The 23839-nt window shown below is 66.6% G+C and carries 19 protein-coding genes; 6 read left to right on the forward strand and 13 right to left on the reverse strand.

The genetic code is table 11. The annotated features are described in order from the left end of the window. Positions 1–253 precede the first annotated feature (253 nt). The 3 genes from ABT313_RS00710 to ABT313_RS00720 are packed head-to-tail and all read right to left on the reverse strand — an operon-like array spanning position 254 to position 5956. A complete protein-coding gene (locus ABT313_RS00710; protein WP_350847177.1) occupies positions 254–1339 on the reverse strand; it encodes an enolase C-terminal domain-like protein in 1086 nt (361 codons plus the stop codon). Further along, positions 1336–3126, reverse strand: a complete 1791-nt coding sequence (locus ABT313_RS00715) for a thiamine pyrophosphate-requiring protein (protein ID WP_350847179.1) — start codon at positions 3124–3126, stop codon at positions 1336–1338. The genes ABT313_RS00710 and ABT313_RS00715 overlap by 4 nt, the downstream gene beginning before the upstream one ends. Position 3127: 1 nt before the next feature. Beyond that, positions 3128–5956: an FAD-binding and (Fe-S)-binding domain-containing protein gene (locus tag ABT313_RS00720; protein ID WP_350847181.1), complete on the reverse strand. Its 2829-nt coding sequence runs from the start codon at positions 5954–5956 to the stop codon at positions 3128–3130. 179 nt (positions 5957–6135) lie between these two features. Between ABT313_RS00720 and ABT313_RS00725 the strand changes: the two genes are divergently transcribed. Together ABT313_RS00725 and ABT313_RS00730 are read left to right on the forward strand one after the other, a co-directional pair. Next, positions 6136–7563, forward strand: a complete 1428-nt coding sequence (locus tag ABT313_RS00725) for a sugar porter family MFS transporter (RefSeq protein WP_350847182.1) — start codon at positions 6136–6138, stop codon at positions 7561–7563. Positions 7564–7575: 12 nt separating this feature from the next. Continuing rightward, positions 7576–8565 (forward strand): SDR family oxidoreductase, encoded by a 990-nt coding sequence (locus ABT313_RS00730; RefSeq protein ID WP_350847184.1) that lies wholly within the window; start codon positions 7576–7578, stop codon positions 8563–8565. Here ABT313_RS00730 and ABT313_RS00735 read toward each other — a convergent pair. Then, a complete protein-coding gene (locus ABT313_RS00735; RefSeq protein WP_350849818.1) occupies positions 8541–10025 on the reverse strand; it encodes an alpha-amylase family glycosyl hydrolase in 1485 nt (494 codons plus the stop codon). The genes ABT313_RS00730 and ABT313_RS00735 overlap by 25 nt on opposite strands. A gap of 100 nt (positions 10026–10125) precedes the next feature. Here ABT313_RS00735 and ABT313_RS00740 point away from each other — a divergent pair, with 100 nt between their 5' ends. Then, positions 10126–11103, forward strand: a complete 978-nt coding sequence (locus tag ABT313_RS00740; RefSeq protein ID WP_350847186.1) for a TIGR03557 family F420-dependent LLM class oxidoreductase — start codon at positions 10126–10128, stop codon at positions 11101–11103. Between the two features lie 540 nt (positions 11104–11643). Here the strand turns inward: ABT313_RS00740 and ABT313_RS00745 are convergent. Both ABT313_RS00745 and ABT313_RS00750 read right to left on the reverse strand, forming a co-directional pair. Next, the gene (locus tag ABT313_RS00745; RefSeq protein WP_350847188.1) at positions 11644–11907 is read right to left on the reverse strand and encodes a hypothetical protein; all 264 of its coding nucleotides are present in this window, start codon (positions 11905–11907) and stop codon (positions 11644–11646) included. Between the two features lie 189 nt (positions 11908–12096). Beyond that, positions 12097–13110 carry a DNA topoisomerase IB gene (locus ABT313_RS00750; RefSeq protein WP_350847190.1) on the reverse strand — a complete coding sequence of 338 codons (1014 nt, stop codon included), beginning with the start codon at positions 13108–13110 and terminating at the stop codon, positions 12097–12099. Between the two features lie 137 nt (positions 13111–13247). On the opposite strand from ABT313_RS00750, the gene ABT313_RS00755 reads away from it, so the two are divergent. Continuing rightward, positions 13248–13601 (forward strand): hypothetical protein, encoded by a 354-nt coding sequence (locus ABT313_RS00755; protein WP_350847193.1) that lies wholly within the window; start codon positions 13248–13250, stop codon positions 13599–13601. A gap of 13 nt (positions 13602–13614) precedes the next feature. On the opposite strand, the gene ABT313_RS00760 is transcribed toward ABT313_RS00755, so the two are convergent. The 4 genes from ABT313_RS00760 to ABT313_RS00775 form a co-directional block, all read right to left on the reverse strand. Then, positions 13615–14364, reverse strand: a complete 750-nt coding sequence (locus ABT313_RS00760; protein WP_350847194.1) for a GAF and ANTAR domain-containing protein — start codon at positions 14362–14364, stop codon at positions 13615–13617. Between the two features lie 106 nt (positions 14365–14470). Next, positions 14471–15166 (reverse strand): hypothetical protein, encoded by a 696-nt coding sequence (locus ABT313_RS00765; RefSeq protein WP_350847196.1) that lies wholly within the window; start codon positions 15164–15166, stop codon positions 14471–14473. A 29-nt stretch (positions 15167–15195) separates the two neighbouring features. Next, positions 15196–15402 (reverse strand): hypothetical protein, encoded by a 207-nt coding sequence (locus ABT313_RS00770; RefSeq protein ID WP_350847198.1) that lies wholly within the window; start codon positions 15400–15402, stop codon positions 15196–15198. A 275-nt stretch (positions 15403–15677) separates the two neighbouring features. Further along, a complete protein-coding gene (locus ABT313_RS00775; RefSeq protein WP_350847200.1) occupies positions 15678–17417 on the reverse strand; it encodes an alkaline phosphatase family protein in 1740 nt (579 codons plus the stop codon). Between the two features lie 1151 nt (positions 17418–18568). Here ABT313_RS00775 and ABT313_RS00780 point away from each other — a divergent pair. Further along, on the forward strand, positions 18569–19342 hold the full coding sequence (locus tag ABT313_RS00780; RefSeq protein ID WP_350847202.1) for a tyrosine-type recombinase/integrase: 774 nt from the start codon (positions 18569–18571) through the stop codon (positions 19340–19342). A gap of 197 nt (positions 19343–19539) precedes the next feature. Here the strand turns inward: ABT313_RS00780 and ABT313_RS00785 are convergent, their stop codons facing one another. From ABT313_RS00785 to ABT313_RS00795, 3 genes are all read right to left on the reverse strand, one after another. Next, a complete protein-coding gene (locus tag ABT313_RS00785) occupies positions 19540–19941 on the reverse strand; it encodes a hypothetical protein (protein WP_350847204.1) in 402 nt (133 codons plus the stop codon). A 543-nt stretch (positions 19942–20484) separates the two neighbouring features. After that, the gene (locus tag ABT313_RS00790; protein WP_350847206.1) at positions 20485–20775 is read right to left on the reverse strand and encodes a hypothetical protein; all 291 of its coding nucleotides are present in this window, start codon (positions 20773–20775) and stop codon (positions 20485–20487) included. A gap of 52 nt (positions 20776–20827) precedes the next feature. Further along, positions 20828–21901 (reverse strand): LacI family DNA-binding transcriptional regulator, encoded by a 1074-nt coding sequence (locus ABT313_RS00795; RefSeq protein ID WP_350847208.1) that lies wholly within the window; start codon positions 21899–21901, stop codon positions 20828–20830. Positions 21902–22090: 189 nt separating this feature from the next. On the opposite strand from ABT313_RS00795, the gene ABT313_RS00800 reads away from it, so the two are divergent. Continuing rightward, on the forward strand, positions 22091–23755 hold the full coding sequence (locus ABT313_RS00800; protein WP_350847210.1) for a GH39 family glycosyl hydrolase: 1665 nt from the start codon (positions 22091–22093) through the stop codon (positions 23753–23755). Positions 23756–23839 lie beyond the last annotated feature (84 nt).

Genomic DNA, 23839 nt, shown 5'->3' on the forward strand with positions numbered 1-23839 from the left:
TTCGCGATCGTCAACTCCGTCTTCCACCGCGATGACGAAGCCCTCGATTTCGCGAACCGCTTGGAGCCAGCCATCTGGCTCGACGGTCGAGCCGACAGGCCCCTGGCCGATCATCCCGTTCCGCGGTCAGCCACGTTGCCGTCCGCTACGCCCTGGACGTCGACCCAGCGACCCGCACGAAAATCGCCGGCCCGATGCCCACGACCTTCAACCACGCCACCATCCGCACGGCCTTCTGGCGGAAGTTCCTGGATCAGGCGACGCGGTAGCCGGCTGCGGCTGCTGGTCGCAAGGTGAGGCCGTTGCCGGGGGCAAGTGATGGGGTGGCGGAGCCGTCCGCGGGAATAGGTAGACCGTCGAACAGCATGGACTCGATGCGGACGTGGTCGTGGAACCACTCGAGGTGGCGGAGGTTCGGGATCGCAGCCAGCGGCGCCAGGTGGAGACCCGGGGCGCAGTGGCCGGACACCTGCAGACCGTGGGCCTCAGCGACCGCGGCGACACGGAGGAGTTCGCTGATGCCTCCGCAGCGGGTCACGTCTACCTGGAGGCAGTCGACCGCGCCGGCGGCGCACATGCGTTCGAAGTACACCAGGTCGTACCCGTACTCGCCTGCCGTCACGTCGATGCTCGTCTGCTCGCGGACAGCGCGTAGCCCGACCAGGTCGTCCGACGACACCGGCTCCTCGAACCAGGTCACGTCGTACCGCGACAGGCAGGACGCGAGCCGCCGCGCTTGGCCGACGCTGTATGCGCCGTTCGCGTCGACGAACAGCTCAGCATCGCCGATCATCTTCCGCGCCTGCGCGACCCGCTGCAGATCCCGGTCCTCGGCCGTGCCGCCGCTCTCGCCGATCTTGATCTTGACCCGCGGGATCCCCTGCCCGACCCATCCGGACAGCTGGTCCGCCAACTGTCGCTCGTCGTACGTCGTGAAACCGCCGCTCCCGTACACCGGTACGCCGTACCGCACCGCTCCCAGCAATCGGTGCAGGGGCATTTCCAGCAGGCGTGCCTTCAGATCCCACAGCGCGCAGTCCACCGCCGACAGGGCCATCCCGGCCACACCGGGGCGCCCGATGTTTCGCAGAGCCTCCCGCATCGCCGTCCAGCAGCCGCCGACGTCCATCGCGTCCCGACCGATCACCTCTTCGGCCAGATCGTTTGTGACGACGGCTGAACAAGCCGGCGAACCGTAGGTCCAGCCCGTCCCCATGCGGCCGTCGGCCGACACCTCGACCAGGACCAGCGTAGTGCTGTCCCAGGCGAACGTCCCGTCGGCCTCCGGCGCATCTATCGGGATCGTGAAGGCAGACGCCTCGACGGCACTGATCGTCATGACTTGCCCGGCAAGAACTCCTGGACCTTGGACTTCACGCCTTCCTTGACCATGCTGACGCGATCACTGTCGCCACGGACGATCGACTCCAGCGCCTTCTCCAGCTGGTCCCAGGTCGCGTGCGGCGGGATCGGCGGTACGGCGGGATCGGTACGGAACTCGACCACACATGGCCGGTCGGCGCGCATTGCCTCGTCCCACGCCGGGGCGACCTCCTCGGGCTTCTCCGCGGTCACACCGTGTAGACCGAGGAGCCGCGCGTACCCGGCGTACGGGAAGTCCGGCAGCTGCTGAGAGGGCAGGAACTGGGGCGAGCCTCCCATCGCCCGCAGCTCCCACGTCACCTGGTTCAGGTCATTGTTGTGCAGAACCGCGACCACCAGCCGCGGATCCGCCCACTCCCGCCAGTACTTCGCGATCGTGATCAGCTCGTTCATTCCGTTCATCTGCATCGCACCGTCGCCCACCAGCGCGTATCCGGGCCGGTCCGGCAACCCGAACTTCGCGCCGATCACGTACGGCACCCCAGGCCCCATCGTCGCCAGCGTGCCCGACAGCGAGCCCCGCATGTCACCCCGGAACCGGATGTGCCGCGCATACCAGTTCGCCGCCGAACCCGAGTCCGCGGCGACGATCGCATCGTCGGGCAGCCGCGGCGACAACTCGTGGAACACCAATTCGGGGTTGATCGGATCCGCCGACGTGTGTGCGCGCCGCTCCATGACCTCCCACCAGCGTCGCACGTTCGCCTCGATGCCTTCCAGCCACGACCGTTCGTTCTTCGGCCGGACCAAAGCCAGTAACTCGTGCAGGGTCCGCGACGCGTCGCCGACCAGGTTCACCTCGAACGGATACCGCATCCCGATCATCGTCGGATCCACGTCGATCTGGATCGCCCGCGCCTGGCCGAAGGCCGGCAGGAACTGCGAGTACGGGAAGTTCGATCCGACCACCAGCAACGTGTCGCAGTCCATCATCATTTCGTACGACGGCCTCGTGCCCAGCAGCCCGATCGACCCGGTGACCCACGGCAGTTCGTCCGGCAGTACGTCCTTGCCCAGCAGAGCTTTCGCCACGCCGGCGCCCGTGAGCTGCGCGAGTTGTGTGACCTCGTCGACCGCGCCGCGTGCACCTTGACCGACGAGGATCGCGACCTTCTCCCCCGCATTCAGGATCTCGGCGGCCCGCTGGATGTCGTCGGCCGCCGGGACCGGCGCGGACCACGTCAGATCCAGGCTTGACGGCACCATCTTGAACGCGTGCGCCGGCTCCGTGTACTCGAGCTCCTGCAGGTCCGACGGGATGATCAGCGCCGTGACAGTACGACGCGACGCCGCGATCCGCATCGCCCGGTCGAGCACATTCGGCAGCTGCTCCGGCACCATTACCGTCTCGCAGTAGTCCGAGGCGACGTCCTTGTACAGAGTGTGCAGGTCGACCTCCTGCTGATAGCTGCCGCCCATCGCGCTCCGCGCCGTCTGCCCGACGATCGCCACGACGGGAACGTGGTCGAGTTTCGCGTCGTACAACCCGTTCAGCAGATGGATCGCACCCGGTCCGCTGGTCGCCGCGCACACCCCGACCCGCCCGGTGAACTTGGCATACCCGACCGCCTCGAACGCTGCCATCTCCTCGTGCCGGGCCTGCACGAACTTCGGCTCGTTGTCCGCCTTCTCCCACGCCGACAACAGTCCGTTGATGCCGTCACCGGCGTACCCGAAGACGTGGTCGACGCCCCACTCGCGGAGTCGCCCGAGTACGTAGTCGCCAACTGTCGTCGTGCTCATATCAATCCTCCTGAAGGCCTGCGGCCAAGAGTTCGGCGAGATGTACGGCTCGCCGGTCGGTGGCTTGCTCGATCTGGGTCCGGCAACTGAACCCGTCGGCAACGATCACGGTGTCCGCGGCGGCGCCGCGCACCTTCGGCAGCAGGACGCGTTCGCCGGCCGCGATCGAGACGTCGTAGTGGGCGCGTTCGAAGCCGAAGTTCCCGGCCAGCCCGCAACAACCGGAATCGAGCTGCTCACGGTCGATTCCGGCGCGCTGCATCAGCTCGGCGTCGGACGTCAGGACCGCGTGCTGATGGCAGTGCGTCTGCACCATCGCATGCACGTCGAGCCGCGGTGGTTGCCAGTCCTCGAGCAACTCCGCGAACGTGACGAACTGCTTCGAGAGTCGCCGCACGTCCTCGTCGTCGTTCAGCAGCTCCGGCGCGTCCGAGCGGAACACTGCGCTGCAGGACGGCTCGAGCCCGACGACCGGCACCCCGGCCCGGATCGAATCCCGCAGTACGTCGACGGTCCGGCGCAGCACCCGCTTCGCCACGCCGAGCTGCCCGGTCGAGATCCAGGTCAGTCCGCAGCACACCGGACGATCCGGAACGGTGACCTCGAAGCCCGCCGCCTCGAGCACCTCGACCGCGGCACGTCCGATCGACGGATGGAAGAAGTTCGTGAAGGTGTCCGGCCACAGCACGACCTGCTTCCCCGGATGTTCCGGCCGCTGTGCGAACCAGTCCGTGAAGGGCTCTTCGGCGAACCGCGGGAGCTCACGCTCGGCCGCGATCCCGCCTGCTCGCTTCAACACTTGCGACAGGACAGGAGTATGGGTCACCGCGTTCACCCCGCGCGGCACCCGCCGTGCCAGCTGCGCCCAGACCGGCAGCCAACCCATCGAGTAGTGCGCCATCGGACGCAGCCGGTGCCGGTAGTGATGCGACAGGAACTCGGCCTTGTACGTGGCGACGTCCACCCCGACCGGGCAGTCCACCTTGCAGCCCTTGCACGCCAGGCACAGATCCAGCGCGTCACGCACCTCGTTCGACCGCCAGCCGTCGGGGATCACTTCGCCCCGCACCATCTCGAACAACAGCCGGGACCGCCCTCGCGGCGAGTGCTCCTCTTCCCGGGTGACCAGGTACGACGGACACATCACCGCGCCGTCGTCCGACGAGGACTGGCGGCACTTGCCGATTCCCACACAGCGCATCGTCGCCTTACTGAACTTGCCGTCGTCGGCGGGATAGCCGAACTCGGTGCGCAGCGGCGGATGGGCGAACCCGGTGCCCAGCCTCAGGTGCGAGTCGAGCGGGTTCGGGTCGACGATCTTGCCCGGATTCATCCGGTTCCCGGGATCGAAGACCGCCTTGAACTCACCGAGCGCGCCGACCAGCTCCGCGCCGAACATCATCGTCAGCAGCTCGCCGCGCGACTGCCCGTCCCCGTGCTCCCCGGACAGCGACCCGCCGTAACTCGTCACCAGCTGGGCGGCGTGCTGCACGAACTCGCGGTAGTGCGCGATCCCGTCCGCCGTGCGCAACTCGAACGGAATCCGGGTGTGCACACAACCCTGGCCGAAATGGCCGTACAGCGACGTCTCGGTCTCGTCATACCCGAACTTGTCCAGGAGCTCGCGTAGATCGTGGAGGTAGTCACCGAGATCATCAGGATGTACTGCGGAGTCTTCCCAACCTTCCCAGTTCTCATGCTTCGCGGCCGGGTGCGCAGTCGCACCCAGACCGGCCTCCCGCAACTCGATCAGCTGCTGTTCGCGGGTCGGATCGTCGAGATATTTGATCTTGACCTCGCTGTCGCGAAGGTCGTCCATCAGTCCACGCGCGGCTCGATCCGCTTCCTCGAACGTGTCGCCGGCGAACTGCACGGTCAGCCAACCTCGTCCCTCCGGCAGCCCCTCGATCGCCGTGTCGACCGTGTGCTGCTCGTGCTCCAGGCTGATCAGCACCTCGTCCAGCCCTTCGAGTTGCCACGGCTGATGCGGCAGGATCCTGGGTACCGCGCGGCCCGCGTCCTCCAGACTGGGGTAACCAAGCACCACCATCGTCTGGTACTTCGGGACCCTGACGAGCTCGAGCTCCGCGTGCAGCACCGTGACCAGCGTGCCCTCGCTGCCGACCAGTGCCTTCGCGACGTCGAAACCGTTCTCCGGCAGCAGCGAGTCAAGGTTGTAGCCGGACACACGGCGCGGGATCTTCGGGTAGCCGGTGCGGATGTCACCCAGGTAGCGATCTCGCAGACCGGCGAGCCCGCGGTAGATCTCCGCCCGCCGGTCATTGCCCGCAGCAATCTGTTCCAGGTCTGCGGCCGACGTTGGCCCGACCCACATCCGGAGCCCGTCGTACGTCAGCACCTCGAGCCGCCGGACATTGTCGACGGTCTTCCCGTACGCCTGTGCGCTGGCACCACACGAGTTGTTCCCGACCATCCCGCCGATCGTGCAGCTCTGATGCGTCGACGGCCTCGGCCCGAACATCAGCCCGTCCGCGGCCAGCGCGCGATTCAGATCGTCCAGCGCCATCCCAGGCTCGACCACGCAGGTCCTGGCCGCTGCGTCGACCGCTATCAGGCCATTGCAGTACTTCGTCCAGTCGATGACGACCGCCGCGTTGGTGGTCTGCCCGGCCAGGCTCGTCCCACCGCCACGCGACAGCACCGGTAGGTCGGCCCGCCGGCACACTTCCACCGCGGCTACGGCCGCTTCGACGGTCCGCGGAACCACGACCCCGAGCGGGATCTGGCGGTAGTTCGAGGAATCACACGAGTACGCGGCCAACGAACCTGCGTCGAACCGCACCTCTCCGTCGACGGCCGACTCGAGCATGCCCGGAAACCATCCAGGCGTGCGAGGGCCATCCGTCTCCACCTGCACAGCCACCTGTCACCTCCCCAGCGCGACGGCCCGGCCGGTACCCCGCACAGATCGGAGCAAAACGGGTTTCGGGCCGGCCGCAGTGGTCACCTGAAAGGCGAAACCGGTTCGTCCGAAGGAGGCGCTTCCTCATGGCGTCGCAGCAGTCGGCCACTGATGTGCTGAGTCATCTCGACACTCGTGTACCGACGTCGTTCTACTGGTCGCTGACACTGCTCGCGACCGTCGGCGGGTTCCTGTTCGGGTACGACACTGCCAATATCGGCTCAGTCGTGAACTTCCTGCCCTGGGATCTCGGCTCCCTCGCGCTCGGCTATCTGGTCGCCGGCGCATCGATCGGCGCCGCGGTCGGGGCGCTGGCCGCCGGCCCGACGTCCGACCGGCTCGGACGCAAGTCACTGCTGATCGTCGACGCCGCCATCTACGCGCTCGGCGCACTGCTGTCGGCGTTCGCCTGGGACGCGTGGGTCCTGCTGTTCGCCCGGACGCTGATCGGGCTCGCGATCGGGGCCGATTCGGCGATCGCGACGGCGTACATCGCCGAGTACGCGCCGAAGGCACGTCGCGGAGCGCTCGGCATCCTGCAGCAATGGATGATCACGGTCGGCATCCTGGTCTCCTACCTGATCGCCCTCGCGGTCCTGATCCCGCTCCCCCAGCACGCCCAGAGTTTCGACTGGCGCCTGCTACTGGGGCTGGGCGCGGTACCCGCCGTCTTCGCACTGGTACTGCGGACCCGGATGCCCGAGTCGCCTCGCTGGTTGATGCGGCAAGGACGGTACGACGACACCCGCGCGGCGCTCGGCAAGCTGGGCGTCGACGTGAGCGCCGAGCAGATCGAGCGCAGCGCACAAGTTGTCGACGAGCAGGAACGCACGGCAGGCAAGGGCAGACAACTGTGGTCTCGTGGAGTGAAACGCGCGCTGGTCGTCGTCTCGGTGTTCTTCGTCTTCCAGCAGATCACCGGTATCAACCTCACCTTCTACTACGGTCCGAAGCTGATGGCGCCGTACCTGAAGACCGGTGACGACGAGGTCAAGGCCGCCATCGCCGCGGTCGCCGTCACAGCCGTGATGAGCGCGGTGAATGTGATCGCGACGTACTTCGCCTTCAAATTCGTCGACAAGATCGGCCGCCGCAAACTGGCCATCAGCGGGTACGCCGTGATGGCCGCCGCGATGCTGCTCGGCGGGATCGGCGTCGCCCTGACCGACGGCATCACCCGGGTCGTACTGATCCTCGTTGCCCTCGACATCTTCATCGCGGCGTTCGCGATCGGGGTCGGTGGCACCGGCTGGCTGATCCAGGGCGAGTACTTCCCGACCGCCGTCCGCGGCCGAGCGGCAGCCATCGCCGCCTCGGCCGACTGGATCGCGAACTTCGCGCTGATCCTGCTGGTGCCGACGTTGCTGAACGGCTTCGGGCTGGCCTGGCTGATGGTCCTGTTCGCCGTGCTGTCCGCGATCGCGGTGGCGTTCGTGGTCGCGTACCTGCCCGAGACGAAGGAACTGTCGGTCGAGGAGATCACCGACATCTTCGAGAAACAGGCTGCCAAGTAGAAGGAGATTCACGTGGAACAGGTCGTCGTGGTGACCGGGGCGAGCGGCGGGATCGGACGGGCGAGCGCGGTCGCGTTCGCCCGCCGCAGGGCGAAGATCGCGCTACTGGCGCGCGGCGGGACCGGGCTCGCGGCAGCAGTCCAGGACGTCGAGAAAGCCGGCGGTACGGCGCTGCCGATCGAGGTCGATGTCGCCGACCACGAGGAGGTGGAGCTCGCGGCCGGCCGGGTCGAGAAGCAGCTCGGGCCGATCGACGTCTGGGTGAACGTCGCCTTCAGTTCGGTCTTCGCGCCGTTCCTCGAGATCGAGCCGGCGGAGTTCCAGCGGACCACGGACGTGACCTATCTCGGCTACGTGTACGGCACCCGCGCCGCGCTACGCAGGATGAAGCCGCGCGACCACGGCACGATCGTCCAGGTCGGATCGGCGCTCGCCTACCGCGGGATCCCGCTGCAATCGGCCTACTGCGGCGCGAAGCACGCGATCCAAGGCTTCCACGACTCGCTGCGATGCGAACTCATGCACGACAAGTCGAGCGTGCGGGTGACGATGGTGCAGATGCCGGCCGTGAACACGCCGCAGTTCTCGTGGGTGCTCTCGCGCCTGCCCAAACATCCGCAACCGGTGCCGCCGATCTACCAGCCCGAGGTCGCCGCGGACGCCGTCGTGTACGCCGCGGACCATCCAGGGCGGCGCGAGTACTGGGTCGGAGCCCCGACCGCAGCCACCATCGTCACGAACAAGTTCGCTGCCGGGCTCCTCGACCGCTACCTGGCCCGGACCGGGTACAAGTCCCAGCAAGCCGACGCGCCCGCCGAGAAGGCCGCCAACCTCTGGCAGCCCGCCGACGACGACCGCGACTACGGAGCCCACGGAGCCTTCGACGACCGCTCCACCGGCCGGAGCTACCAGGTCTGGGCCTCGCGGCACCGAGGCATGATCGGAGCGCTCGCCGCCGGCGCAGCCGCCGCGAGCGTCTACCTCACCCGCAACCAGCGATAACCGTAACCACCGAGCACCACACCGGAGCCGGCCGGCTCGTACTCGCGATCCGCGAGCAGGTCGGCGCGAACGTCGTACTCGAGTTCCAGACACACCTGGTCGTCGGACAGGTTGATCATCATCAGTACAGGGCCGTCCGCGCGGTGGTGGAGCAAACCCAGGACCGCATCGGCGCCGAAGGAGAGCGCGTCGCAGTGCCCCGGTCGCAGTGGCCCCAGCCCGCGGCGGCGATGGACGAGTTGGGACACCCGGCTGAGCAGCGAGCCCGGCCGGAGGTCCTGCTCCTCGACCTTCGACCACTCCATCGGCGTACGGACCGCTTCCCGCCCGGGCAGGGAGAGGTCATCGCCCATGCCTATCTCCTCGCCGTACCGCACGATCGGCACACCGGGCAGCGACTGCACGATCGCATGTGCCATCGCGACCCGGCGTACGTCGTCGCCGAGCATCGGCGCGAGCCGGCGGCGGATGCCTCGGCCGAAGGCGCGCATGGTCTCGTCCGGCGCGAACGCCGCCATCACCTCGTCGCGCTCGGAGTCCGACAGCAGCGACAGGTTGAGCTCGTCGTGGTTCCGTAGCCAGTTCAGGTACGTGCAGCCCTCCGGTGAGGTCGGCTGGGCGCGGAGAGCCCGCACCAGCGGTTCCGCGGAGCTGCGGGCGAGCGCGAGGAAGAGCAGGTTGTTGGTCCAGAAGTCCAGGATCCCGGTCAAGCGGTCTCCGTTCCCGAAGTACTCCGGGTACGTCGACGGGCCTTCGTCGACCTCGCCCAGCAGCGGCGCGCCGTCGGCCGCATCCGCGAGCTCGGACAGGAACCAGAAGCCGTCGTCACGGCTGTCCGTGACCGCGGCCTGCCGGACCATGTGCGGCACGGCGTCCACCCGGAACCCGTCGACGCCGTGGTCCAGCCAGTGCCGGACGATGCCCGCGATCGCCTCGCGGATCCGCGGATGGCCCACGTCGAGGTCCGGCTGGTGCCGGTAGAACGCGTGCCGGTAGTACCTTCCGGCGTGGTCGTCGTACGCCCAGATCGAGTCCTCGACACCTTGGAACACCGGCTTCTTCACGACTTCGTCGTCGTGCGGCTCGGCGGCCCAGACGTAGAAGTCGCGGTACGGCGACGCCGGGTCGTCCCGCGCGGACCGGAACCAGGGGTGGTCGGTCGAGGTGTGCTGGACGACGAGTCCGACCACGACCCGCAGGTCCAGCTGATGACACCGCTCGACCAGGTCGTCGAAGTCCGCCATCGTCCCGAACCGCTGCGACACGCCGTGGTGATCGACGATGTCGTACCCGGCGTCGCGGTACGGCGAGACGTAGAACGGCTGCAGCCACAGCGTGTCCGCCCCGACCGCGCGGACGTGCTCCAGACGCCGCCGTACGCCGTCCAGGCCGGCATCAGCTCCGGGGCCGGAGAACGTTGCCGGATCGACCTGGTAGATCACGCGCCCGTCCAGTGTCATCACGCCCGCCGGGTACCCGCCACCGCCCGTCACAAATCCGGGGCGATTGGAGAACGTGGCATCGGGAACCCGATGGGTAGCGATTCATCGGGAGGTGCGCGTGAAGATCGGATACTTCCTGTCCAGCGAGGAGTACACACCCGCCGAGCTGATCGAGCAGGCTCGGATGGCCGAGGAGGCCGGGTTCGACGGGTTGTGGATCAGTGACCACTTCCACCCGTGGAACGACGAGCAGGGGCAGAGCGCGTTCGTCTGGTCGACCATCGGGGCGATCTCGCAGGTGTCCGAGTTGCCGGTGACGACGGCGGTGACGTGTCCGACGGTGCGGATCCACCCGGCCGTGATCGCGCAGGCGGCCGCGACCAGCGCCGTACTGCTGAACGGGCGGTTCACGCTCGGGATCGGGACCGGTGAGGCGCTGAACGAGCACGTGCTCGGGTCGGTCTGGCCGACCGTCGACGTACGGCTGGAGATGCTCGAGGAAGCCGTCGAGATCATGCGCCGACTGTGGACCGAGGACGGGTTCGTCACCCATCACGGCAAGCACTACACCGTCGACACCGCCCGGATCTACACCCGGCCCCAACAGCCGCTGCCGATCTACATGTCCGGCTTCGGGCCGGAGGCAACCGATGTCGCGGCACGGATCGCGGACGGCTACATCACCACGACTCCGGACCGGGAGCTGCTGCAGCGGTTCCGCGACAACGGCGGCGGGAGCAAGCCGACCCAGGCCGGGTTCAAGGTCAGCTACGCACCGACCGAGGCAGAAGGCATCGACCAGGCCCACCGGATCTGGGGCAACTCCGGACTCCCCGGCGAGCTCGCCCAGGTGCTGCCTTCACCCCGCCACTTCGAGCAGGCCAGCCGACTCGTCACCAAGGAGTCAACCGCGGAATCCGTTGCCTGCGGCCCCAAAGCGGACGTCCACGTGGACGCGTTCACGCCGTACGCCGAGGCCGGCTTCGACGAGGTGTACGTCGCCAACAGCGGCCCGCACACCGTCGACATGATGAACCTCTACCGCACCGAGATCCTCCCCGAACTCCGCCTCCGCAAGAAGCACTCCCATGACTGAGCCCGTGAGCTGCGCTGGGGCACAGTCGGCCCGAACGACTACGGTGGCGAACTGGCGGTCGCCTTCGTCGCAGACGGAACGTCCAAACTCACCGTCCGCGTCCACACCAGCCAGGACGTCGACGGCGAACTCCGGCAGACCCTGGCCAACCTCAAGGCCACCCTGGAACAGGAGACTGTGACATCACCGCGCGAGCCGGAGGCCTGACCCACCTGAGGTCTCCCCCGCGCAACTCACCGAGGCGAAGATCAGCCACAAAGAGCAGAGCCCGGACGGACAGCGAACGCGGCTCTGCACTGTCGATCTGCAGGAACACGCGCCAGACTCGTTTCAGGGTGACCAGCCGTTCTGCAGCCCGGACCGCCACATCGCTGAGCCGCACTCCCTCCAGCGGCTGGCCACTCTCATGCCACCTCAACCAGCTGGTCAAGCGGGCGGTTCGTCATACTGATCGAGCTTGCGCCCGGCCCGACACGACCGAACGATGCGATCACGGGCTAACCACTCCGTGGCCCCCGACGTGCAGATTGCTCGACCGCCTCAGCTCGAATTGGAGTGCCGGTCAGGCGGCGACCGGTGCTCGACCTCACTCGTCTGAGACAGATCAATGCGGCGAGTGCGCTGCAGGTAGTACGTCCCGGCGCCGACGATCACGACGACGACACCCACCGCGATCACCACCAGCCAGGCACCTTGATAGTCGCGCGGACTGGCATCTCCCGCACCCGAGGGATCCGGAGACGGGGACGCGGCCAAGCCGAGCGTCACCATCGCCGCCGTCAGCAGGCGAATTGCCGAGCTCATCACTTCAGGTTCCCGAGCCGACCGTCGGCAAACGGGCCTGCCAGCGCTCAGCGACCAGCGCCGCACGCGATTCTCCCGCCGCACACGTTCTCGGGCCTTGGCAGCTGCTCGTCCGGGTCCTCGTCCGGCTGTGGCTCAGGATCCGGGTACGGCGTCGTGTCCGGATCGTCGCGCCCCGAGCGATCGAGCTCAGCGGCTGTCGCGGTCCAGGAGACGGTTGACCGAGCGTTCGAGGGCACCGCGGGCCTGCACGTCGTCGAGATCGTCGCCGACGCGGTCGACGGTCTCGGCGATGCTGTGCCCGTGTTCGTACTGCGTGATCACGCGAGGGTCGACGTACGACGCTCTCGCCACCGCCGGGGTGTTGCCGAGATGACTGGAGACCTCCGCCAGCATGTCCTTGACGGCAGCATCGAGCGCCTTCTTCGTGCGCGGCGGTTCCTGTTCGGCCAGGTCGACGGCCGCGTGCACGGTGGCGGTCCAGGTCCGGAGATCTTTGACCGTGTAATGCTCGCCGACCAGTTCTTGAAAGCGCTCGTTGATCATGCCCGCGTCGATCTCGAGGTAGCCGGAGGCGTCGCGATAGACCAGCAGCCGCGGATTCTTGTGCCGGCCACGTTTCAGGGATCCCACTGCGGCCGCGAGGCGGTCGTCGTCGAGCTCGAGCGTGCGCTGCTGGCCGCCCTTGGCGACGAAGTCGAAGACCACCTTGCCGTCACTGACTCGGACGTCGTCACGGAGCAGGGTCGCCGCACCTCGGCTGCCGTACTCCTCGGCGTATTCCGTGTTGCCTGTCCGGAAGACGCCGTAGTCGAGCATCCGCAACGCCACAGCCAGGACCCGGCGTTGATCGAGTCCGGGGGTACCCAGATCCGTGTCGACCGCCTCCCGGAACGCCGGGAGTTTGCGGGCCAGCTGACGGACCCGATCGTGCTTGTCGTCGTCCTGGGCCGAACGCCAGTCGTCGTGATAGAGGTACTGCTTCCGGCCTGCCTGGTCGGTGCCGATCGCCTGGATGTGCCCATTGGGATGTGGACAGATCCAGACCTCGTCCCAGGCGGGCGGGATGGCCAGCGTCCGGATCCGCTCGATGACGTCGGCGTCCTTGATCGTCTTCCCGTCCTCGTCCAGGTAGCTGAACCCGCTCCCCCGACGCCGCCGGGAGTACCCGGGCCGATCAGGATGACTCCGGCGCAGTCGCATACCACCCCGGTACCCGGCCCGATGCGACCGCCGAACGCCGTGGGGCTGACGGCAGGGCGGAAGGCGATCCCAGCACACATCAGGCGTCGCCATCGCGACCCTGATTCACCTCACGGGCGGGCGGGCACCGGAGCGATATGACTGTGAAGCTGAACGAGAAGGCGTTCGAGCACGCGAAGCACCTGGTCCGGCAGGGGCAGACGACGAAGGACGAGCGGGACGACTGGAGCGAGCACGCCCCGACCGCGGACGAGCAGAATGCGTACCTGGACAAGCACGGCTGGGACGAATACAGCCTGTGGTTCCTCGGCGTCGACAGCGACATGGACGACGAGACCAAGGGACACTACGAGTTCCCGTACGGCGACTTCCGCCGCGTCCACCGCTGCGGCGTGATCAGCGCCGAGTCCCGCGCTGCGCAGTACAACCACTCCGCTATCCAGAAGGCTCTCGAAGAGATCCACGAACTCCTCGATGGCGAACACGCCTGAGAGTCCAGCCGGGTCAGGTGTGCTCGGGTAGCCGGCGCGTATCTATCAGCTGCTGCGCCACGTCGCGCAGCTTGGTGTTGGTATCTTGCGAGTAGCGTCGCAAGACGTCGAACGCGCGGTCGCCATCGATGCCATAGCGCTCCATCAGGATGCCCATCGCCTGGCCGACCAGCTTGCGCGCATCCACTGCCTGCGCAAGGTTCGCCTCCTTGCGAGCAGTCGCCACAGCGACCGACGCATGCCTGGCCAGAATGTGCGCGACCGCCTCGTCGTCGGCACCGAACGCGTCCGGTGACTCGCTGTACAGCCCGAGTACGCCGACCGTCCCGGCCGCCGTCGTCAACGGAACGTCCAACACGCTCCGAACACCCAGCGACATCACCTTCGCGGACCAGTCCGGCCACCGCTCGTCTGCCGCCGTGTCCCGGATCAGGATCGTGCTGTGCTCACGCATCGACTCCACCAGCGGACCATGGCCACCCGCCATCTGCCACTGGTAGATCTCTCCGACCACCGCATCGGTCACCGCCGGCACCTCCGGACGGCCCCGCGTGGCCAGCGCGACACCGGCGTACGAGCAGTTCAACGCCTGCAACGCGAACTCCACGACGGCCTGCACCGTCTCCTCGACCCCCGCAGACCCATGCAGCTCCTGCGCCAGCCGAGCGAAGGTATCCGCTACGACCCTGCTCTCCGAGGACGCGATCGCACCATCGGGCCGTCCAGCAATATCGCCGGCGCCCATCCGTTCATCAAGCCCCATAAGTCATATGATGCTCATCCGCGCCGCGGAGTCCAGAGAACTACCCCAGGCGCGCCGCACCGGCTTCCGCCTCGCCGTCCGAACCTTCCTGACTGCTTGCCCAGGCTCAGTGGCCGAGGAGGCTGATGGCGAAGGAGACGACGAGGATCGACGTCATCAGGGCGGAGACCGATTCGATCGCCATCAGGAGCTTGGCGCGGACCGACAGCGGCATGGTGTCGGTGGGACTGAAAGCCGAGGAGTTCGTGACGGACACGTACAGATAGTCGATGAAGCCCGGCGCCCAGCCGGATCTGCTGGACGACCGCCTCGCCACCTCGCTGATCGCGTCGTGGTCCTCGTCCTGTGGGAAGCGAAAATCGGCATCGGGCAGTGCGGGCCGGTCGACACGGAAGCGGGTGACCGGTCCGCCTCGATCGAGTTCCCAATAGGCGAGTGCGAAGACGAGGACGTTCGTGAGCCACACCTGGCCCGCTGCTGCCAGCAACTGGGCGCCCGCGGTCGCCTGTCCCGTCAACAACGAGCGGATCAGCAGCACGAGGGCTGTGGTGTTGGACAACGCGATCAGCAGCACGAGCGCGATCGACAGCCGCCGGAGCAGCCGGTTCTCCTTGCTCATCCGGCGCGGGTTGGCCAGCACCAACGGGATGAACAACAGCAACTCCAGCCCCGGGATCACGAACCGCGGCCCGATCTGCAGAGCGCTGGGCAGCAGGGCGTACAGCCCGATCGCGACCACGACACCGACAGCAGCGGGCAACCTCGGCTCACCCGGATAGGCTTGCTTGGCTTCGTCAGGCACGCGAGCCACCCTGCCACACCGATCCGGACTCAGATGAGATATCGGTCGTGCGGGCCGACGATGCGTAGCCAACGGGCGCCGGGAGGCTCGAGCAGCAGGGACAGCGTGCCGTCCTCGGCCACTTCGGTCGTATCGTCACGCAGCAGATCGACCGCGTGGAGGCCGACTCCCGAGCTCGCGACCGCGAGCGTCACCTGAGTCGGCTCGGCACTGAAATTGTGGGCGGCGACGATCACACCACCCTCGTACTTCGATCGGTGCGCGAATACAGCTGGGATGTCGTGCTCGAGGATCGTGCACTCGCCCCACGATCGGCGTGGGCACGCAACCAGCAGACCCAAATTGCAGCCGCCCGGTCCGCGCCGCGACGTACCCGAGTGTCGTGTACCCCTCCAGTATGGGCTCGTCGGCAGTGCCGCGGTGCTCCATCTGAGTAGTGATCCGTCCCGCCCCGAGCGTAGTCGGCCAAACACCTCGCCGAAGGACCTGCCGCGGACCCAGAGCACAGCGATCACCGGTGTTTGCGCGGCGCGGCGCCTGGCAGGACCCGCGTGCCCTCGACCTGAACGGCTCGCAGCTTGTTGGGGTCGAGCCCGAGGAGAGCGAGAATTGTCGGCGCGACCTGGGTGGTCTCGACAGGGGCGCGCACGACCTGGGGGCGGATGCCAGCACCGTAGACGATCAGCAGGACGTGGCTGTCCCCGGTGTTCATGCCGCCGTGCTCGGCGAGCTTGGACGGCTTTGCGTATACGATGCCCTCCTGGACCTTGCCGAAGACGTCTGGGTAGTGGCCGTTGTTGACCGGTACGCCGAAGAAGTGCGCGGCCTGGGCGCCGGCCCAGATGTGCGTCAGACCCGAGTGCTGAACGGTGACCGGCTTCTTGTTGACGTCGAGTCCCTGGGCGGTGTGGTTCCACAGGTAGCTCTTGACGAAGTTGTCCGCGGCCTGCGAGTTGTCCGACAGGTACGACTGCCACAGATCGTCGTTCGTGCCCGCGACGATCAGCGTCTTGCCCGGGTGCGTCTTGGCCCACTCTGCGTTGATCGCGTCGACGATCGGACCGTCCTGCACAGTGACGAGCTTGCTGGGATCCTGCGGCGACTGCCCATGCTTGGCCGTGACGATGATCGTCGTCGAGTCTGACAGGTGCTTCTTCGCTAGCTCGGCGACCATGCGGCCGAGCTCGGCGTTGACGGAGTCCAAGGCGCTCGAGAGCACCGGGCCGGGAACCAGTTGGCTGTTGAGCCGCTGGTAGCCACCAGGCTGCGGTGCACTGGTGGTGTACCCACCATGGCCGTCCGAGATGAGGTCAGCAGACGTCGATGGGATCTTCTGTGCGACCGAGACGGTCTGGAAGTTCATGCCGAAGATCGCCGGGGTGCCGACGTGGTCCTTGCCCGAGTGGTCGAGACCGTCGATCTCGTTCAGCATCGCCTGGACCTTGTAGCCGTCGTACTGCTTGGTGGCGGCAGCGATGTGCGCCCAGTCGTCATCCTGCGGGTAGGGCTTGCCGTTCGGCATCACCGCCTGCGAGTCGATCTCGGGGCCGAAGTAGTCGTCGATGCTCTTGCCCTGCGAGCCTGGACCGTTGAACGACATGTAGACGGCGTGCTTGTCCGACCACGAAGTACGCAGGCCGGCGGCGTGGATCACCTGGAAGATCGAGTTATCACCTAGGTAGTCCCACGGCATGATGTTCTTGCAGGTCGCCGGGTCGATCGGGAACGTCGTCCTGTTGAACGACGACGCGTCGTTCTTCAGGTTCATGATCAGCGCCGGGTTGCGATCAGCACCGTCAGGCCCGTAGATCGACCCGTTCTCGTCGAATGACGGGAAGGCGTGAGCTGCACCTGTGCTCAGGTCCGGGACGCCCGGGAGCGCGTCGTCGGGCGAGTCGTAGACGACGTTGCCGCCAGTGGCCGCGTGCCCCGGCGTGCAGGACGCGCCCGGCTCGTCGACCTTGTGGCTGTACTCAACGTCGTAGTACACGCCGGTCGACTTCGGATTGCCGCCGGTCATCAGCGCGGTGCCGCCCGGGTCGGAGTCCGACGGGTTCGACGTCGACGCCTCGGTGTATTCGAGTCCGCTACGCGTCAGCTCGGCGAGCGCAGACTTGGGATGGGTCGCGACGTACCAGTCAAGGTCGCTCTGATGCATTCCGTCGATCGAGATCAGCAGCACATGCTTGCTGTCGGACGCGCTCGTCGCCTGAGCGGCCTGGCGCTCGTGCCGATCAGTGAAAGCGTACACAGCGCGGCGATTGACGCCGCCGAGAGTCCGACCGCAACCGGCCGGGTGTACTTCGACATGGGCTCTCCAGGAATCGAAACGTCGGACATACCTGCGCGCAACCCATACCTATGCGCCAGCTACAGCGACTACGTGAAGCCCAGGTGTCCAGCAGCCTGCGGTTCGGCAACCACAACATGGGGAAACTGAGAACCCACTCAGCTTCAACCAGAGCCCACATCGTTTCGCAAGGACAGGCGCCGGCCCCTCACAGACTCGCTTGCCCGGCTCCCGCAACTCGTGTTGCGCCGGTCAACCGCAAGCGCCACCATTTGGCGGGCACCCACGGCGAAGCGGCAAGAAAGACGGACTGACGCAGGGTGCTGGAGACGGCCGTCGCGCGGCTGAACGCGCAAGGACGCAAGCCGTCAAGAGGCGGAGCGGCACGAAGCTGCCAACAAGTCGCAGCGCGAGGCCTCCCCGGCATCACGCCTCGACAAAGCTGCCCGGATGACAGGTCGACCAACCGGCCACGCACCTCTTTACGCACCTCAATCAGCGCGAGAGGATGGTTGCCGATGAGAACTTATGCGCAACAAGCAGTCGCGGAATCCGTTACCTGTAAGGGAATCCGAGCATCATTGAGAAACGATGATCATCCTCAGGTGGAATTCAGCGGGTTCGGGGTTCGAGTCCCTGGCGGCGCACAACAGCCCAGGTCACCACGGTGCCCTGGGCTTCTTCGTGTCTGGTGCGCACTCTTTACGCACTCATTTGCTTCGCAAGCCGATTCGGCGTCCGGTCGCCCTGATCCTGAACTACTTCACCTGATCGTGACTGTGCGTCACATCACATCGCTTCGCATCGTTCTCCAGATCGCGAATCATCCATCACGCTCGCCGCTGAGCCGCCAACCACCACACCGGTTGGAGGCATGACATGGCGAGACCACTACTGCAGCTCGGATCGTGGGGAAAGATCTCCACCTGGGTCGCCGAAACCGACTCCAACGGCAAACCCCTCAAGCACAAGTCGCAGGCCAAGTTCCGCGACCACGACGGCCACGTCCGGCCGGTCTCCGCCTACGGCAAGACCAAGACTGCCGCCGAGCGCGCCCTCCTGCAGAAGCTCCAGAGTCGCGCCAGCACTAACCGGTCCGGCGAGCTCACTCGATGCACAAGATCAACCACCTCCTCGATCTCTGGGAGAAGAGATTCGAGGGCCTGATCGCCGACGGCAAGCGGTCCCCAACCTCCCTCGACACCTACCGCCGCAACCTCAAGAACCACGTCCGCCCCGCCATCGGCGAACTCCGCATCGGCGAAGCCACCACCCCACGCCTCGACACCGTCCTCACCAAGATCAAAACCACCGCCGGTGCCCCGACCGCCAAGACCTGCCGCGCGATCATCTCCGGCGCCATGAAACTCGCCGTCCGCTACGGCGCGCTGACCGTCAACCCGGTTCGCGAGGTCGACGCCATCGAAGCCCCCACCAAGAACCCGCTCCGCGCCCTCACCCGCGAGGAGGTCACCCTCCTCCGCAAAAGCCTCGTCGGCGACCAACGAGCCGTCGAAGCCGACATCCCCGACCTCACCACCTTCATGCTCGGCACCGGCGTCCGCATCGGCGAATCCCTCGCCGTCCTCTGGCACCAAATCGACCTCGAAGCCGGCACCGTCGAAATCACCCACACCATCGCCCGCCTCACCGGCCAAGGCCTCTCGATATTTCCTTCGCCCGAAACTGCCGACGCGCGCGAACTCCAATTGCACCGCGGGGGTCTCGACACCATCTGGCCACTGCTCGAGCCGGACCGGCCGGACGAGCTGCTCGAGCAGTGGCGTTGCGAACGCTGCCAACCCGCCAAAGCCCACTGGAGTAGTTGCCGGCTGGGTCGTAGGTGTAGGTCGCGGTCACCGTGTCGGCGGAACCGACCAAGCTGATGGGCGAGCCTTGGTTGTCGAGGGTGTAGTAGTCGGCGCCGGTGCCGTGGTGAGTGCGATCGGACCGAACCGCGGAGAACATCACCCCAGCCAGCAGCCGCATGTCCTCGAACATCTACAAGCCGCCGACGGGACAGAGTGGCCACGTCGGCCGCCAGTAGAGCAGTCGAATTGCCGTGCCGCGACGGCCGCAGCAGCTACCCGAACGGCGATCCACCGATCTCTGCGGCTTGGCGGGCGAGTTCTACAAGAACCGCATCGACTCGCTCCAGGATGACACGCTCCTGCTGGTCCGATGGAAGGTCGACGTAGCGGCTCCATGGCAGCACTGTCTCGACATAGGGTCGGCCGGCGTCTGTCCGATTTGGATTTCTGATCAGCCGGTCGCGCGTTTTGTGAAGTACCAAGATTATCCACAGGTCTCGATCGGCTGAGACTGAGTGCCAGTGGGTTGCTGATGCGAGTTGCTGGGCTTGCGGAACCAGATCTTCCGCAAGCTTCGTCACGCGTTCCTCTTCTCTGAGGCTGAAGTAGCGCCGCCAGCGCGCGTCGTACTCGCTACCGGCATCCAGCTTCAGCCACTCCTGATCAGCAGTCATCTGCAACTGGTGTATTGTCCCGGAGGGCAGTGGCCACAGCGGCGATAGTACGCCTTGTTCTCCTGATACTCCCAGGTGCGCGCACGCCAACGGTTACTGAACTCACGAATGCTCCCCACCGTGCAGCTCGAGCCCATCATTCGTCTGTAGCCATCGACCTGTCCCCATGCCCGGGATGGTCCGACCGACGAGATTCCGTACTTCCAGATTCGCCACTTCCCACGGCCACCCTTGTAGTACATCGTGTAGCCGATTGTCGGCCCTTTATACCGATTGTCGTTCTTGTGATAGCGATGCCGTTGTTTGTGCTGCGGTTTCTTCGTCGGCTTGCCAGCCGGCCACCCATCCATTTGTTGCTCGAAGCAACTCTCTGCGGTAGAACCGAGCCGCCGCAGCACTTGCTCCCAACATCCGCTGCCGTTCCTCCGCCGTACTCGCAACCCCAAGATCGTTCACCAAGACCTCCAACAAAGCCGAACAGTTCCAGCCACGAAGATCCCGTCACAACGCAGACAACCGAGCCCGGATCACGACTTCCAGGAGTCAGACGCCAAGCCCTGGAGCGGGCGGATCCGGATCGGCACCAAGCGACGCGACGAACCCGCGTCCAGTCGCCCGATAGGTCATCAGTGGACGCGAATGCGCCAGCACCTCATTCAGCCGCTCAGCGCCGTACGGCCCGCGCGCCATCCCCGCCAACGTCTGTCCAGACGGCAACGCAACCGTGTGCACTCGATTGAAGAAGAAGGCAAGATCCAACAAATAGCCCGCGGATGCGGCGCGGCTCGACACCGTAATCACCGCTTGTGAGTAGCCGGAGATCGTCGGCGCCACCGACATTGACACCTGCAGGCTTCTTCGACGGCTCCAGCATGCAGCTGCCGAGTCAGGACGCAGCTGGTGCTGCCGCGCCTGGTGCAGCCGTCGTACTGCCTCGGAGCGTGAGTGAGGTGGCGAGCTCGACGTGACGTGAAGCCGGCGGCGTGCCCGAAGACATCGCGATGACCGTATGGACCGCCATCCGGCCCATACCATCGAGGTGCTGGTGAACGGTGGTCAGCGGTGGTGTCGTCCAGGCTGCCTGCGGCGTGTCGTCGAACCCTGTGACGCTGAGGTCCTCCGGCACTCGGATCCCCAGATCGTGCGCTGTCGCGAGTACGCCGACGGCGAGCTCGTCGTCGGCCGCCAGGATGGCTGTCGGCGGGTTGGGCGCCGACAGAATCTCGCGTGCGAGCCGTGCGCCGGCGGCAACGTCGAACCGTTCTGCCCGGACAAGCGCAGGGTCGAGCGTCAGCCCAGCGGCGTCCAGGGCCGCACTGAAGCCGTAGAACCGGTCGCGTGCTGCATGCGAGACCTCCGGGCCGCCGATCCAGCCGATGCGCCGATGGCCAAGTGCAATGAGGTGGTCCGCGGCGGCACGGGCACCCGCCCAGTTGGATGAGCCGACGCTGACCATGCGCTGGTGGTTGGTGTCGACGGGGTCAACCATGACGAACGCAAGACCTGCGTCAGCGGCGGCATCGATGAGCGCGTCGGGTTCGGACAAAGTCAGCCCGACGATGCCCACGGCGCCACAGGCGCGCTGCTCGGCGATCCACTCGCGAGCGACCGTCCGCTGCGTGCGAACCTCGAGATCCGGCGCGAGCCGGGTGAGCAGGTCCAGCCGCCCGTCCGTCGCCGTGGCCAGCACGCCCTGCAGCACGTTGAGGATGTACGGAGAGGCGGGGATATCGAACACGACCGCCAGCGCGCGTCGTTCCGTCGTGGGATCGGGCGCCGTTGTCGGCCTGTAGTTCAGGGCCGTGACCGCCGCGAGCACGCGCTCACGAGTCTCGGCCGCGACGTCACTGCGACCGTTGAGCGCCTTGGAAACCGTCGCCTTCGACACCCCCGCGGCGGCGCCGACATCCGTCAGAGTCGCCCGCCGAACGCTTGCCTGAGCAGCCACTTGCCTCCCCATCTCGAAACTATTTCGAGGCTATCATTCAGGGCGTGCCACTCGCAAAGGCTCGGATCGAGCACACGATTGGTTCATTTCACTTCTTGCCTTCCACTGGCACAGCTCCTAACCTAAATCTGCCTTTGAGAGTTGCGAAACAGTTTCGACGGCAGCTGTTTCGCAACCATCAGCCAGACCGAAGGAGTTCCTATGCGCGACGACGCGGCGACGTCGGCCCTGGTGATCGATGGGCAGGCGCCGGTCGATGCCGCCCTACGACACGTCTGGAACGAGTGCGTCGGTGCCGGTCGCGCGAACGAGGCCCTGCGGGCCGACTGGCAGGCGCACTTCCGTGAGGCAGTCGACGTGCTGGGCGTGCGTCACGTCCGCTTCCACGGGCTGTTCCACGACGACATGTTCGTGTACCGGACGGACAACGGCGGCGGCTTCGGGCTGCCGGAGCAGCTGTCCGAGCCGGTCTACACCTACGCGTACGTCGACAAGGTGTTCGACGCGATCCTCGACGCGGGTGCTCGTCCGTTCGTCGAGCTCGGGTTCATGCCCCGTCAGCTCGCGACCCAGACCGAGACCCTGTTCTGGTGGAAGGCGCACTGCAGCCCGCCCAAGGACATGGGTGCCTGGGTCGAGCTCGTCACCACGACCGTCAAGCACTGGATCGACCGGTACGGGATCGACGAGGTCCGGCAGTGGCCGTTCGAGGTCTGGAACGAGCCGAACCTCGTGCCGCACTTCTGGACCGGGACGCGCACCCAGTACTTCGAGCTCTACGCGGCGACCGCCACGGCGATCAAGGCGATCGACCCGCAGCTCAAGGTCGGCGGTCCGTCGACGAGCGTGTTCGTCCCCGACGCACGTTATGCAGGCGAGTACCACAACCCGTCGCTCGAGGTCGAGACTGCCGTGGCGCCGGACCCCGACGAGCTCGACTGGCAGCCGGTGTGGATCCACGAGTTCATCGAGTACTGCGCGCAGCGCGGGCTCCCGATCGACTTCCTCTCGACGCACCTGTACCCGACGGACTACGCCGCCGACTCCATCGGCATCGTCAACGCGATCACGCGCCAGAAGGACGCCACCTACGTCGACCTGCAGCTGACGCGCAAGATCATCAAGAACAGCCCCTTCCCGGACGCGGAGCTGCACATCACCGAGTGGTCGACGTCGCCATCGAGCCGGGACGCGATCCACGACACGCTCTTCGCGGCGTCGTACATCGTGCGCGCGTTCCTCAAGGGCGCACCGCTCGCCGAGTCGATCTCGTACTGGACCTTTACCGACGTCTTCGAGGAGGGCGGCGCCGGGATCGGCCCGTTCCACGGCGGCTTCGGCTTCGTCAACGAGAACGGCCTGCACAAGCCGACCTTCCACGCGATGGCCATGCTCAACCGTCTCGGCGACCGCTTGCTGGCCGACCTGCCCGACGGGGCCATCACGCGGTCCTCGTCGACAGGTGACGTCTCGGCGATCTTCTACAACTACCCCGCCGACATGGGTAAGACGGGGCTCGCCTCGGCGCGCGGCTACGCCGACACACGGACTCTTGCCGAGGTCGGGCCCGCTCGACGAGTCGCTCACTCGATCGAGGGCCTGATTCCGGGCGCAGAGTTCACCGTCGAGATTCTCGACTGGGCGCACGGCAACGTCGCGGAGGCCTGGCACCAACTAGGCGCCCCGCTCAACCTCTCGCGCCAGGACGTCGTCGACCTCGAGAAGGCCGCCGACAACCTCGACCGCCGGACCATCACGGTCGACGCGGACGGCGCCCTGACGATCGACATCGACCTCGCCCCCTGGGCCGTCATGTCGATTGCATCGACCGCCGGCTCATCGAAACACCACCCCACCACGAAGTGACGAAAGGACTTCAGGTGATGAGGATCCGACTCCGCGCCCGGAGTTCTCCCCTCCAGAAGTCCTTCCGCGCGGGACTGACGTCCG

It is taken from the genome of Kribbella sp. NPDC000426, from assembly GCF_040300265.1.
In the GTDB taxonomy this organism is placed as follows: Bacteria; Actinomycetota; Actinomycetes; order Propionibacteriales; family Kribbellaceae; genus Kribbella.

Bases quoted from the DNA above. Each gene is read 5' to 3' on its own strand.
- ABT313_RS00760 (WP_350847194.1), bottom strand. From the start codon at position 14,364: ATGGGGCTTGATGAACGGATGGGCGCCGGCGATATTGCTGGACGGCCC.
- ABT313_RS00795 (WP_350847208.1), bottom strand. From the start codon at position 21,901: ATGGGGAGGCAAGTGGCTGCTCAGGCAAGCGTTCGGCGGGCGACTCTG.
- ABT313_RS00755 (WP_350847193.1), top strand. From the start codon at position 13,248: ATGACTGTGAAGCTGAACGAGAAGGCGTTCGAGCACGCGAAGCACCTG.
- ABT313_RS00710 (WP_350847177.1), bottom strand. From the start codon at position 1,339: ATGACGATCAGTGCCGTCGAGGCGTCTGCCTTCACGATCCCGATAGAT.
- ABT313_RS00780 (WP_350847202.1), top strand. From the start codon at position 18,569: ATGCACAAGATCAACCACCTCCTCGATCTCTGGGAGAAGAGATTCGAG.
- ABT313_RS00735 (WP_350849818.1), bottom strand. From the start codon at position 10,025: ATGACACTGGACGGGCGCGTGATCTACCAGGTCGATCCGGCAACGTTC.
- ABT313_RS00715 (WP_350847179.1), bottom strand. From the start codon at position 3,126: ATGAGCACGACGACAGTTGGCGACTACGTACTCGGGCGACTCCGCGAG.
- ABT313_RS00800 (WP_350847210.1), top strand. From the start codon at position 22,091: ATGCGCGACGACGCGGCGACGTCGGCCCTGGTGATCGATGGGCAGGCG.
- ABT313_RS00785 (WP_350847204.1), bottom strand. From the start codon at position 19,941: ATGACTGCTGATCAGGAGTGGCTGAAGCTGGATGCCGGTAGCGAGTAC.
- ABT313_RS00725 (WP_350847182.1), top strand. From the start codon at position 6,136: ATGGCGTCGCAGCAGTCGGCCACTGATGTGCTGAGTCATCTCGACACT.
- ABT313_RS00720 (WP_350847181.1), bottom strand. From the start codon at position 5,956: ATGCTCGAGTCGGCCGTCGACGGAGAGGTGCGGTTCGACGCAGGTTCG.
- ABT313_RS00745 (WP_350847188.1), bottom strand. From the start codon at position 11,907: ATGAGCTCGGCAATTCGCCTGCTGACGGCGGCGATGGTGACGCTCGGC.
- ABT313_RS00750 (WP_350847190.1), bottom strand. From the start codon at position 13,110: ATGCGACTGCGCCGGAGTCATCCTGATCGGCCCGGGTACTCCCGGCGG.